The 12,449-nt window shown below is 56.1% G+C and carries 10 protein-coding genes; 3 read left to right on the top strand and 7 right to left on the bottom strand.

The window, feature by feature from the left end:
* Positions 1–28: 28 nt before the first annotated feature.
* From mazG to cysM, 5 genes are all read right to left on the bottom strand, one after another.
* A complete protein-coding gene (gene mazG / locus ABNH10_RS11025; RefSeq protein ID WP_349385976.1) occupies positions 29–805 on the bottom strand; it encodes a nucleoside triphosphate pyrophosphohydrolase in 777 nt (258 codons plus the stop codon).
* Positions 806–817: 12 nt separating this feature from the next.
* Entirely contained in the window at positions 818–3,058 is a 2,241-nt protein-coding gene (gene relA, locus ABNH10_RS11020; protein WP_349385975.1) for a GTP diphosphokinase, read from the bottom strand.
* 11 nt (positions 3,059–3,069) lie between these two features.
* Positions 3,070–4,407: a 23S rRNA (uracil(1939)-C(5))-methyltransferase RlmD gene (gene rlmD / locus ABNH10_RS11015; protein ID WP_349385974.1), complete on the bottom strand. Its 1,338-nt coding sequence runs from the start codon at positions 4,405–4,407 to the stop codon at positions 3,070–3,072.
* A gap of 122 nt (positions 4,408–4,529) precedes the next feature.
* A complete protein-coding gene (locus tag ABNH10_RS11010) occupies positions 4,530–5,312 on the bottom strand; it encodes a 3'-5' exonuclease (protein ID WP_349385973.1) in 783 nt (260 codons plus the stop codon).
* The gene (cysM, locus tag ABNH10_RS11005; protein WP_349385972.1) at positions 5,309–6,223 is read right to left on the bottom strand and encodes a cysteine synthase CysM; all 915 of its coding nucleotides are present in this window, start codon (positions 6,221–6,223) and stop codon (positions 5,309–5,311) included. Before cysM ends, ABNH10_RS11010 begins: the two co-directional genes overlap by 4 nt.
* 217 nt (positions 6,224–6,440) lie before the next feature.
* Here cysM and ABNH10_RS11000 point away from each other — a divergent pair, with 217 nt between their 5' ends.
* Complete coding sequence (locus ABNH10_RS11000; protein WP_349385971.1) at positions 6,441–9,155, top strand: response regulator; 2,715 nt, start codon at positions 6,441–6,443, stop codon at positions 9,153–9,155.
* Positions 9,156–9,192: 37 nt separating this feature from the next.
* On the opposite strand, the gene pdxJ is transcribed toward ABNH10_RS11000, so the two are convergent.
* A complete protein-coding gene (gene pdxJ / locus ABNH10_RS10995; protein ID WP_349385970.1) occupies positions 9,193–9,927 on the bottom strand; it encodes a pyridoxine 5'-phosphate synthase in 735 nt (244 codons plus the stop codon).
* Between the two features lie 129 nt (positions 9,928–10,056).
* On the opposite strand from pdxJ, the gene ABNH10_RS16280 reads away from it, so the two are divergent.
* Entirely contained in the window at positions 10,057–10,467 is a 411-nt protein-coding gene (locus tag ABNH10_RS16280; RefSeq protein ID WP_502877131.1) for a helix-turn-helix domain-containing protein, read from the top strand.
* On the opposite strand, the gene ABNH10_RS10990 is transcribed toward ABNH10_RS16280, so the two are convergent.
* Positions 10,395–11,045: a TetR family transcriptional regulator gene (locus ABNH10_RS10990; protein WP_349385969.1), complete on the bottom strand. Its 651-nt coding sequence runs from the start codon at positions 11,043–11,045 to the stop codon at positions 10,395–10,397. The two genes, ABNH10_RS16280 and ABNH10_RS10990, sit on opposite strands and share 73 nt — an antisense overlap.
* Before the next feature lie 152 nt (positions 11,046–11,197).
* On the opposite strand from ABNH10_RS10990, the gene ABNH10_RS10985 reads away from it, so the two are divergent.
* On the top strand, positions 11,198–12,442 hold the full coding sequence (locus tag ABNH10_RS10985; protein ID WP_349385968.1) for an efflux RND transporter periplasmic adaptor subunit: 1,245 nt from the start codon (positions 11,198–11,200) through the stop codon (positions 12,440–12,442).
* The last annotated feature ends 7 nt before the right edge of the window (positions 12,443–12,449 follow it).

Genomic DNA, 12,449 nt, shown 5'->3' with positions numbered 1-12,449 from the left:
CACGGGAACAAGAGGGGGGTATGTGTGGTCAATCTGCCGCTTTCTTCGCTTCCTGCCAGGCGGCCTCCAGCGCGCTTTCATCTAATAATTTCAGTGGGCTGAGCTGCTCACGTTCCATGGTGCGAAAACGCCGTTCGAACTTGTTGGTTGCCCGGCGCAACGCCTGTTCAGGGTCTATCTTTAGGTGCCTGGACAGGTTTACAAGAGTAAAAAGCACATCGCCAAACTCATCTTCGATGGCATCTTTGTGGCCACTGGAAAGCGCTTCGTCCAGCTCCGCCAACTCCCGGCTCACCTGCTCACGAACCGGCTCCGGGGCGCGCCAATCAAAACCCACCTTGGCGGCTTTCTTCTGTACTTTGCCCGCACGCTGCAATGCGGGAAGCCCTGTCGGGACGCCATCGATGGTGCTGTTATGGTCACGGCCCTTACGGGTGCGCTCCTGTTGCTTGATCTGTTCCCAGTTTGCTTTTACTGCTTGTTCGTCATCGGCCTGGGTACCGGCAAATACATGGGGGTGACGGCGAACCATCTTGTCACACAGCACCTGCACAACCTCATTGAAATCGAACAGCCCCTGCTCTTGCGCCATTTGCGAATGGAACACGACCTGCAGTAACAGGTCGCCCAGTTCTTCCTTCAACTCAGGATAGTCCCGCAAGGCAATGGCCTCGGCCACCTCGAAGGCTTCCTCAATGGTGTAAGGAGCGATGGAATCAAAATCCTGTTTGATGTCCCACGGACAGCCGGTTTCCGGGTCGCGGAGTTGGGCCATGATGGACAACAACATTTCGATGTTAGACATGCTTTCCTTTAATCATTTCTTGTAGCGTCGTACTTCCAATACGCCTTTGAGCTGATCCAGCTTGGCCAATACTTTGCCCAGGTTACCCAGGGTCGCAATTTCCAGCGTGAGCAGCATGGTGGCGGTGTTATCGTCCTGATGAGATTGGGTGTGCACCGCGGTCACGTTGACCTTTTCATTGGCCAGCACCGCAATCACGTCCTTGAGCAAGCCTTGTCGGTCCCAGGCACGCAGGAACACATCCACTGGGTAGGTAATCCGATCCGCTTCGCCCCAGGTAACCTCGATCACCCGGTTAGGGTCATCACCCTGCATCGCCAGCAGCTTTTCACAGTCAGCGCGGTGCACTGTCACGCCTCGCCCTTGGGTGATGAAACCCATGACCTGATCGCCAGGTACCGGTTGGCAACAACCGGCCATGTGCGTCAGTAAGTTACCCACGCCATGAATGGTAATATCACCACTGGTGGAGGCTTTCGGTTTGGCGGGAACAAATTCCAGTTCTTGCTGGTTGTGGTCTGGCTGCAGGGCCTGCACTTGATTAACCACATGCCCAGGCCGCAAATCCCCCGCCCCCAACGACGCCAAAACATCATCACCGGTTTTCAGGTTAAGGTGAGGCGCAAGGGTATCAAGGTCGACTTTATCCAACGCTAACCGCGACATTTCCTTTTCCAGGATGGTGCGACCCTGGACGATGTGGACATCGCGATCCTGACGTTTAAACCATTGTTGTATTCTTGCCCGAGCTGACGAGGTAGCCACATAACCCAGCGACGGGGTCAACCAGTCACGGCTGGGGCCACCTTCTTTGGTGGTGAGAATGGTGACCTGTTCGCCGGTGTTCAGACTGTAGTTCAATGGCACGATATGGCCGTTAACCTTGGCGCCACGGCAGCGATGCCCCACTTCGGTATGAATGTGGTAGGCAAAGTCCACCGGCGTAGCGCCAGATTCCAAGTCCACCACATGCCCTTCCGGGGTGAAGACATACACCCGGTCACTGACTAGGCCGTGGCGCAGTTCATCCACCATGGCATCCGGGCTGTCGTCGCCCAGCTCTTCATGCCATTCGAGCACCTGACGAAGCCAGGCAATGCGCTGTTCGTAATCGGTAACACCGCTTTTGCCTTTCTTGGCCCCTTCTTTGTAACGCCAGTGAGCGCAGACCCCCAGCTCCGCTTCTTCGTGCATATCGAAGGTACGAATCTGCACTTCAAGCATCTTGCGTTCCGGGCCGACTACCGCGGTATGCAGGCTCTGGTAGCCATTGCCCTTGGGGCTGGCAATGTAGTCGTCGAACTCCTTAGGCACGTGCTGCCAAAGTGAATGAACCACCCCCAGAGCGGCATAACAATCACGCACTTCCGGCACCAGAATACGCACCGCGCGCACATCATAGACTTCACCAAAGTCCAGATGCTTTTTCTGCATCTTCCGCCAGATACTGTAGATATGCTTGGCACGGCCATTCACGTCGGCACCACCGATGCCGTTCTTTTTCAGATAACCGCGCAGCTGCTCCAGTACATTTTCAATATACTGCTCGCGAGCCAGGCGTTTCTCATCCAGCAACTTGGCAATTTTCTTGTAGGCACCTGATTGCAGGTAGCGGAAAGACAGATCCTCCAGCTCCCACTTCAACTGACCCACGCCGAGTCGGTGGGCCAGCGGCGCGTAGATATCGAAGATTTCCTGCGCCACCTTGCTCTGGCGCTCCGGGCCCGATTCCTTGACGGCACGAATGATCACGGTGCGTTCGGCAAGCTTAACCAAGGCAACGCGCACGTCGTCGACCATGGCCACCAGCATCTTGCGCATATTGTCCAGCTGGCCATCCTGCTGGCCCAATACGGCTTTACGGGTAGGGTTAAGGGAGGTACTGATTGCCGCCATGCGCAGCACGCCTTCAATCAGGTTCGCCACCTCCGGGCCAAATTCTTTCTCCACTTCCAGCAGGGTGACCTGCCCTTCACGCACCGCCCGGTAAAGGATAGCGGCGGGAAGAACATCGCTGTCGGCCCCTAGGTCCACCAGCACTTCGGCCATCTCCAGGCCGATATCCAGGCAGCCTTTGCCGTAGGGCCACACTCGCCCCGCCGCTTCGCCGGCCAGCTGACATTGCTCTGCGCGTTCGCAGGCTTGTTCCAACAAAGCACGCTCACGGACCGGCGCACGGCCTTCCAACTGGACGATCCAATCTCTCCAGTGAACGATAGAACCTTCAGAAGGCTGACGACGAACCGTTACCATGGCAAATCCTGCTACTTTTTCTTCGCTTTTTCGAATACAGCGATGGACTCAACGTGGGTAGTATGAGGGAACATATCCATCACACCGGCCGCTTTAAGACGGTAGCCCAGCGCCATCAGTTCCCCGGCATCACGGGCCAATGTGGCGGGGTTGCATGACACATAAACAATCTTCGACGCACCAAGGCGGGGCATCAGTTTCACCATTTCCAGTGCCCCGGTACGGGGCGGATCAATCAAGATACGGTCATAGGTCTGTCTGGCCCAGGCCTGACCGCTAACGTCCTGGCTCAGGTCCCAGGCGTGAAACTCCAGGTTTTCCAAGCTGTTACGACGGGCGTTCTCGTAACCGCGCTCCACCATGGCCTGGCTGACCTCCACGCCCACCACCTTGCCGGCCCGCTTGGCGGCAGGAATGGTGAAATTCCCCAGGCCGCAGAACAGGTCCAGTACCGTGTGATCCGGTGAGATATCCAGCAAGTCCAATGCCAACGGCACCATCTTGCGGTTAATTTCTGCATTCACCTGGGTGAAATCCGTAGGGTGAAAGGCCAGCTCAACCCCTGCCGACGGATGTTTGTAGTACAGGCGCTGTTCACCCTCTTGCGGCCAAATACGATGCACCGTGCTTTCGTTGCCCGGCTGCAGATAACAGTGCCAACCTAGATTCTGACAAAAGCCCAGCAGGGCTTGTTGATCTGCCTCAGGCAGTGGATCCAGGTGGCGGATAATCAGGGCCACGTCGTCATCGCCGGCGGCCAATTCGATCTGCGGAATGCGACTACGACTTTCCAGGCCGTGCATTAGCGTACGCAACGCATCAATACGGTGGCCCACATCGGGAATCAGCACCTCACAGGTGTGTAACTGAGCGATGAAGCTATTTCGTTTCTCCCGAAAGCCCACCAGCGTTTCGCCCTTGGCTTCCACGTATTTCACGCCCATGCGCGCCTTACTGCGATAACCGGTTACCGGTCCGGTCAGCGGCGCCAGCCATTCTTCCGGTTCCAGCCCACCAAAATGCGCTAGTTGTTCGCGCAAGACTGCTTGTTTGCGCGATACCTGCACCTCAGGGCTCATATGCTGCAGGCTACAGCCACCACACAGGGTACTGTGCTCGCAAGGTGGGGTGACCCGATCCGGCGAGGCAGTCACAATTTCCACGGCTTTGCCTTCATCGAACTTGCGGCGCATATAGGTGAATTTGAACATCACCTCCTCACCGGGAAGTGCATTATCAATAAAGGTGGTTTTGCCATCGCGACGGGCGATGCCCCGGCCATCGTGGCTCAGGGTTTCAATGCTGGCGGGTTCCGGCGTTTCCGGTAACTGCTTGCGACGTCGTGCCATGGAAATCTCAATGCTCTGGAATGTACAGCTAGGGTGGGCAGCCGCCAGGGCCAGCTGCCAATGTGGTGCGGATTGTATCGTTTCAGGCGGCGAACGTCAGATTTGCGACGCGCCCGGGGGTATCACGCCCCCGATGCCTTCTGCCAGGTATCCAGAAACGCCAGAAAGTGCGGGTGCCCTTCCTGCTTCAGGTAATCCTGCAGCAAGGTCAGCTCCTGGTCGTATCCGGTGGCATCCAGCTCACCGCGCATCAACTGAAAGCGCAGGTAAACCAACCAGGTGTTGAGCACATCGGTTTCGCAGTAATCGCGAATGCCCTTGAGGTCGCCCTCCTGGAAGGCATCGAAAACCTTGCCGCCGCTCATGCCCATTTTGCCCGGAAAGCCCAGCAGCGTGGCGATCTGGTCCAGCGGCGCATTAGCACGTCCGTTGTACATGGCCAGCACGTCCATCAGGTCCAGGTGACGCTGATGGTAGCGGCTCAGGTAGTTGTTCCATTTAAAGCTGGTGTCTTCGTTGCCGGTTTCCCAGTAACGGTGAGCGGTGACCCCATGCTTGAGCGCGCGGTAATGCAGAACAGGCAGGTCAAAACCGCCGCCATTCCAGCTCACCAGATTAGGAGTAAAGCGATCGATGCCATCATAAAAACGCTCGATCAGCTCTTTTTCCGTGCTGTTTTCATCGCCCAGCGTCCACACCTTGAGGCCTTGCGGTGAGCGCAACACCACAGAGATAGCAACAATGCGATGCAAGTGCAGGCGCAGAAATTCGGTGCCGTTTTCTTGGCGGCGCAGGTTAAGCAAGGCACTGGCCGTATCCTTGTCGCTCAGGCCGTCCAAATCATAAATACGGCGTCCGCCATCCAGATCTGGAATGGTTTCGATATCAAAAACAAGAACATTCATTCCTGAGTTTCTCCTTGCTGTGCTTCCTGAAACACGCCGGTGGACAAGTAACGGTCACCCCGATCACAGATAATCGCCACGATAACGGCATTTTGCAGTTCTTCACTCAACTGCAATGCACCGGCCACCGCTCCACCGGACGAGACTCCGCAGCTAATTCCCTCTTCACGGGCCAGACGACGCATAGTGCGTTCTGCCAGCGTCTGCCCCATATCCACCACCCGATCCACCCTGGCATCATCATAGATAGTGGGCAGATATTCCTTCGGCCAGCGGCGGATACCTGGAATGGATGCCCCGTCCACCGGTTGCAGGCCGACAATCTGAATAGCCGGATTCTGCTCCTTGAGGTACATACTGCAGCCCATGATGGTGCCGGTTGTGCCCATGGAACTCACGAAATGGGTAATGGTGCCATTCGTATCGCGCCAAATTTCCGGACCGGTGCTTTCATAGTGGGCCAGTGGATTATCCGGGTTACCAAATTGGTCCAGCACCGTGCCTTCACCCCGCGCCTGCATGGCCTGAGCCAAATCCCGCGCGCCTTCCATGCCCTGCTCTTTACTCACGGAAATCAGCTCGGCGCCGTAGGCGGCCATGGCATCACGGCGTTCCTGGCTCTGGTTAGCCGGCATGATTAATTTCATGCGATAACCGCGCATGGCGGCGGCCATGGCCAGCGCTATACCGGTGTTGCCACTGGTCGCTTCGATCAAGGTATCACCGGGCTGGATATCGCCACGCTGCTCGGCCTTGAGGATCATGTTTAATGCCGGGCGGTCTTTTACCGAACCGGCGGGGTTATTGCCCTCGAGCTTGACCAGAATGATATTGCTGGTCTTTCCCGGCATGCGCTGCAAGCGCACAAGAGGCGTATTACCCACGGTCTGTTCAATGGTTTTATAATTCATGGCGCGTATTGTACCTAAAAAGCCCCTTCGTGCTGCACGCTTGACGCAACAACACGGTTGGGAGTGCACAGAATTAACGCGCTAGGGCCGCGTCCTATTATCAGTGCAGAGCACTCTGAAGTGCAGGGCAACCCCGTTAGCCACACTGTTATGTGGAGCGTGCTGCATGTTGCTGCTCTTCAGGCATAATGGGGAAAACAACAGCAATCGGGGATCCATGGTTAACCAAAGCCTTCGCTCACGTCTGATGTTCATGGCCACCTTGCCCGCCTTGTTGGCGGCGCTGGTTATTGGTGGCTACTCTACGGTTAACCGCATTATCGATGTCCGTGATACTAATGCTCAACGCCAGCAACTGATCACCGATAGCTATGCCGCCCAATTGGAAACCCTGCCCCAAAGCAGCCAGCGCAAGCAGCAAATGCTGTTACGCCAATTGCTGGAAGAACAGGACGTGCGCGCCGCTACTCTGATATACAACGACGACAAGCTCATCATCCACTCCGGCCCACGGCTGCGCCCCACGCCCACCGCCGCCACAACTGATGAACAGGGCCGCATTACCACGGATACCAGCTGGCAACTTCAACGGGACCTGAGCGGCATGCTGCCCGCTCAACTCACCGTGGAGTTTTCCCGGCAAGGGCAATACCTTTCCACCTTGGAAAACCTGCTGACTCTGTTGCTGGTAATGCTGGGCCTGATCATCATCACCATGATCCCCACACTGCGTTTTTCCCGACAACTTACCCAGCCCATCAGCGACATGGTCAACGCCGTGCATCACATTCGCGATGGTGACCTGAGTATGGCGATTAACACCCAAGCCAAAGGCGAGCTATCTGAGCTGGAAACTGCCCTGCGACAAATGGTGGCCGCACTGGCCGACGCGCAAACGGAGTTACAGCAAAACGTGGATCAAGCCACCCAGGATTTACGCGAAACCCTGGAAACTATCGAAATTCAAAACATCGAACTGGACATGGCCCGCAAGGAAGCTCTGAAAGCCAGCCACATCAAGTCTGAATTCTTGGCCAACATGAGCCACGAAATTCGTACCCCGCTCAACGGCATACTGGGGTTTACCAAATTACTTGACCGCTCTCCGCTGAGTCCACGCCAAGAAGACTACCTCTCCACCATTCATAAAAGCGCAGAATCTTTGCTGGCGATCATCAATGATGTACTCGATTTTTCCAAAATCGAAGCCGGCAAACTCTCTCTCGATCACACCCCTCTTAACCTTCACGATCTGATCGAGGACGTACAGACGCTGCTGGCTCCCATGGCTCAGGAACGGGGACTGGAGCAGGCGGCCATTATCTATTCCGATGTGCCCGTGGCTCTGCTGGGCGACCCCCTGCGTATTCGCCAGGTACTGACCAACCTGCTTAGCAACGCGATTAAATTCACCGAGCACGGCTCGGTAGTAGTGCGCGCCATGCTGGAAGAAGATCGCGGGGCCGAAGCCATCATCAAAATTAGCGTCACTGATACCGGCCACGGACTAAGTCAAGAAGCACAGAAGGATTTGTTCAGCGCCTTTACCCAGGCCGACCAAAGCGCCCGCCGGCAGGAAGGCGGCACCGGGCTTGGATTGGCTATCAGCAAGCGTTTGGTGGAAGGTATGGGTGGCGAAATTGGTATCGAAAGCAGTGAGGAACGCGGTTCGACCTTCTGGTTCACCCTGCGTACCGAACGAGACCCGAAACAACCCGTCCAGCAGCTGCCCCACGCCCTGATCGGTTGCACCGCCACCTTGATCGAAAGTGATGAATACGCCCGCCTGGGGCTGTACCACATGCTCAGCCATATGCAGCTTCGCATTCACGAACAACACAGCCTCAACGATCTGATGGCCACCCTTGATAATGGAGTGCTGGCAAAAAGTGATTTCCTGGTTGTCGGCTTACCCAGCCAAAGCCCCGATCTTGATCTACAGCGGCTACTGGATGACCTGGCGGCACTGGGCACCCCCACGCTGGTGCTGTGCAACAATCCTGAACATATTTGCCGCTGGCTGGATGATTACCCCCACTGCCGCGTTGAAGGCAAACCTGCCACTCGCCAACGGCTACACAATGCCCTGCTTTCCCTGAGCGGGCAGGACACAGCGGCAGCTCCCAGACAACAGGCCAGCAGTCAGTTTTCCCAACCGGTTTCGGTGCTGCTGGTGGATGACCACCCGGGGAATCTAAAATTGGCCCGGGTTTTCCTGGAGGAGCTCGGTGTCACCGTTACCACATGTGATAGCGGCCAGAGCGCCTTGGATACCTTCCAGCACTACCCTTTCGACCTGGTCTTCATGGACATCCAGATGCCCGGTATGGACGGAAAGGAAACCACCAAACGCATGCGCAACGCGGAGCCGAATGGAATCCATACGCCGATTGTGGCGCTCACCGCCCACGCACTGGAAAGCGAGCGACGCGAATTACTGGACAGTGGGTTGGATGATTATCTGAGCAAACCCATCACAGAAGGGCAGTTGCGACATACGTTGGAAAAATGGGTACTAGAGAGCACCAGTGAGGCCCTGTCAGATAGCACTGATAACAACGACGGCAGCGATCAGGTATATGACCCTGAGCTGGCTCGCCGTCGTGCAGGGGGGCGCGATCATCTGGCTGCTGAAATGCTGAAAATGCTATTCGACAGCCTGGAGACGGAGCGCCCGGCTATCTCTGCAGCGTTCGACCGCAACGATAACGGTGACTTGTTAGAGCGGGTACACAAACTCCATGGTGCTACCCGTTACTGCGGCACGCCACGGCTGGAGCAAGCCGCCCGGCAATTGGAAGAAGCATTGAAAACCGGTAGCCACCGGGATGGGCTCGGGCCGCTGGTCTCCGCCCTATGTGATGAAATCTGTGCCTTGGAGCAACGCTACCAAGAGCAAGGGCAAGCCATGATCCTAGGCCAGCAAGCCTGAACTCACCTGAAACCCTCAAGTGAGCTGCCCGGAATAATCACGCCTTGTTGATCAAGCTGCGCATGCTACGCACGGCTTCATCCAAACCCGTAATCGCGGCCCTAGCGATAATGCTATGCCCGATATTCAGTTCATTGATGCCGGGAATTTCAGCAATCGGCAAGGTATTGTGGTAATGCAACCCGTGGCCCGCATTCACAATTAACCCCTGTTCCAGAGCAAACGCCACCGCAGAACGAATACGCGCCAGTTCCTGCTGTTGCTCTCCAACGGTTTCCGCGTCGGCGTAACCCCCGGTGTGAATTTCAATGGCCGGTGCTCCGCATTCACGAGCGGCGAGAATTTGCGATTCCTCTGCATCAATAAATAACGACACCTCGATCCCCGCTTGCCCCAATCGCTGGCAGCACTGGGCAATCCAAGCCTTGTTACCCGCAACGTCCAAGCCACCCTCAGTGGTCAGCTCCTCACGTTTTTCCGGCACCAAGCAACAATGCGGTGGCTGAATCCGACAGGCAATACCCACCATTTCCTCAGTAGCCGCCATTTCCAGGTTCATTCGCGTCTGTAATGTTTGGGCCAGTAATGCCACATCCCGATCATTGATGTGGCGACGGTCTTCACGCAAATGCACAGTAATACCATCCGCGCCTGCCTGCTCCGCGATCAAAGCCGCCTGCACCGGTTCCGGATAACGGGTGCCACGGGCCTGACGCAGAGTGGCGATATGATCGATATTAACGCCCAACAGGACGCGTGAAAAATCAGACATTTTCAAAACTCAGTTGAAGTTCAAAGACTTGGATTCAATGGCAAAGGACAACGCCAAACTAATCGGAATCGGGGGATTAGAAGGTGAGATGAGTTACCTTGCTCCTCTAACCACCACGCTGGAGTTGCAATATATACCGGCCTCACACCAGACGAACAATACCAGATAGCCGCAAGCATTAAAGTCAGAATGAACCTGAGGGAAATCGCTAGGCCGTTGGGTCGGACCCGTTCGACTATCACAGGCTCTTCGTACACCGTGCCCTCCGCCGACGCCTGGCTCCGTTTATGGATCAGGTTCCCAGCTTGGCGATGGATAATAATAGGGAATTCACGCCATATGAATGGCAGGGGAATAAGCTGGGCACCAGCTCAACGTGGACACACTGCGTATGCATTACTACCCACCGGTCGCCGGAAATTCGGAAGGATATTTTATTGCAGAGCCGAGGCAAGCGCTATGCCGCCTCAGGTCGAGGCGCCAGGGCCGCTCAGCAAGAAAGGAGAATGCTGCAGGCTAAACAAGAAGGTATCCACATAATCCGGCGCAGACTCCGCCATATCGAACACTGACGGATCCAGCAGCCAGTGCATGATCAACCCGGTTAGCAAGCTGTGCAGCAAGGTCACTGCACGACTAACGTCTAACCCGTCGGGCAGCTGTCCTCTGGCAATGGCATTCCTGAACGTGGTTTCCAACCCGTCAGAAGCATCTTTGCAGGCATCCTGCTGACGGTGCAGCAGGTCCAGGTTCTCCCCGCTAAGCTCGCACTTCTGGAAAATGATCTCGAAAACACGACGCTGAGACGGGTCCCGTGCCACTTTCTGTAACAGGTAGACCATAAACTCACGTAGTCGACCGAGCGGATCCACCTCATCATCGGCCCCGGCACGCTGGGCGAGCGCCTCGAATGGCAATCGCCGGCGATCCGCCATGGCCACAAACACATCGTGTTTATTTTTGAAGTGCCAGTAAATCGCCCCTCGTGTCACGCCCGCCTCACAGGCAATATCATTTAATGAGGCAGACAACACACCCTTGCGGTGAAACACGTGTTCCGCCGCATCCAGAATATGGGTACGGGTTTCCATCGCTTCTGCCTTGGTGCGCCGAACCATTGGAGGCTCCCAAATGGAATTGAGGATTTTTCGTGCAAGTTGGCCAAAAGACCTATACATACATCTGCGAACGTATATACTGAACTCGATTCATTTTTCATGCAAGCATCACTGCTCGGTCTGCATCGGCCCGACTAATGGTGTGCTATAGCATGTTTCCAAGCACTGAGGTGATTATGCGCAGCGGTTTCATTCTCCCCCTGATGGCAGGCGTACTTGCCCTGCAGCTAAGTGGCTGCGGCGATGCCGGCCAATCCGGCCAACAACAGCAACAAGCTCCTGAAGTCGGTTTTGTCACCGTCAAGGCGGCCACTATCACCTTGAACCGGGAGCTGCCCGGGCGAACAACTGCGCACCAGATTGCCGAAGTGCGGCCCCAAGTCAGTGGAGTGATAGAAAAGCGCCTGTTTGAAGAAGGTCAAGAAGTAAAGGCGGGGGAGCCGCTGTACAAAATAGATTCACGTACCTATCAGGCAGCGGTGGCTACCGCCCGCGCAGAGCTGGCCCGAGCTCAAGCCACCCTGAAATCCAACGATTTACGCGCCAAACGCTTCAAAAAACTTCTGGATTACAAAGCAGTAAGTCAGCAGGAATACGACGAAGCTCAAGCTCAGTTGGATGAGAACAAAGCCGCGGTGGCCGCTGCGCGCGCCAACCTGCAAAGTGCTCAAATTAATCTGGATTACGCCACTATAGAAGCGCCCATCAGCGGTCGCATTGGCCGCTCCAGTGTCACCGCCGGTGCCCTGGTGACCGCTAATCAAGCGAACACGCTGGCCACCATTCGCCAACTCGACCCAATCTACGTGGACCTAACCCAGTCCAGCAACGAGTTGCGCCAGCTGCGCCAAGCCATGCAAGCCGGTGAGCTGCAACAAGTCAGCGACGACGAAGCGCGCATTACCCTGATCCTGGAAGACGGCTCCCACTATAAGGAAGCCGGTGCCCTGCAATTTTCCGAATTCGCCGTGGAGGAAAGCACCGGCTCCGTCACCTTGCGTGCCCTGTTTCCCAACCCGGACGGCGAACTGCTGCCCGGCATGTTCGTTCGCGGCCGCTTACCGGAAGGTCAACGCAAGGATGCCATTCTGGTTCCCCAGAAAGGCATTACCCGAGACCCGACCGGCCAAGCCTCTGCCATGCTGATCGACAACAATAATCAGGTCAAAAAAGTGAAAGTCAGCACTGAGCGCGCGGTAGGCAGCCAGTGGCTGATTGCCGACGGACTGAAAGACGGTGATCGTCTGATTGTGGACGGCTTGCAACGGATTCAGCCCGGCGCTGAGGTCTCCCCTGTGGACACAGAAAAAGCCAACGCCAAGCAAGAGCCCGCTCAGCAAGAACAACCCCAGCCCCCCGCCGACGAAACTGGCGAGGCACAGAGCGCAGCGCAATAATACGCAA

Origin of the sequence: Alcanivorax sp. (assembly GCF_040119285.1) — a bacterium.
Classification (GTDB): domain Bacteria; phylum Pseudomonadota; class Gammaproteobacteria; order Pseudomonadales; family Alcanivoracaceae; genus Alcanivorax.
Note: the sequence above shows the minus strand (reverse complement) of the source record. Positions and strands in the feature narration are given on the sequence as shown.

What these genes read in the sequence shown, in the direction of transcription:
- ABNH10_RS11010 (WP_349385973.1), bottom strand. Translation starts at nt 5,312, where the DNA reads ATGAATGTTCTTGTTTTTGATATCGAAACCATTCCAGATCTGGATGGC.
- pdxJ (WP_349385970.1), bottom strand. Translation starts at nt 9,927, where the DNA reads ATGTCTGATTTTTCACGCGTCCTGTTGGGCGTTAATATCGATCATATC.
- mazG (WP_349385976.1), bottom strand. Translation starts at nt 805, where the DNA reads ATGTCTAACATCGAAATGTTGTTGTCCATCATGGCCCAACTCCGCGAC.
- ABNH10_RS10990 (WP_349385969.1), bottom strand. Translation starts at nt 11,045, where the DNA reads ATGGTTCGGCGCACCAAGGCAGAAGCGATGGAAACCCGTACCCATATT.
- ABNH10_RS11000 (WP_349385971.1), top strand. Translation starts at nt 6,441, where the DNA reads ATGGTTAACCAAAGCCTTCGCTCACGTCTGATGTTCATGGCCACCTTG.
- relA (WP_349385975.1), bottom strand. Translation starts at nt 3,058, where the DNA reads ATGGTAACGGTTCGTCGTCAGCCTTCTGAAGGTTCTATCGTTCACTGG.
- cysM (WP_349385972.1), bottom strand. Translation starts at nt 6,223, where the DNA reads ATGAATTATAAAACCATTGAACAGACCGTGGGTAATACGCCTCTTGTG.
- rlmD (WP_349385974.1), bottom strand. Translation starts at nt 4,407, where the DNA reads ATGGCACGACGTCGCAAGCAGTTACCGGAAACGCCGGAACCCGCCAGC.
- ABNH10_RS10985 (WP_349385968.1), top strand. Translation starts at nt 11,198, where the DNA reads ATGTTTCCAAGCACTGAGGTGATTATGCGCAGCGGTTTCATTCTCCCC.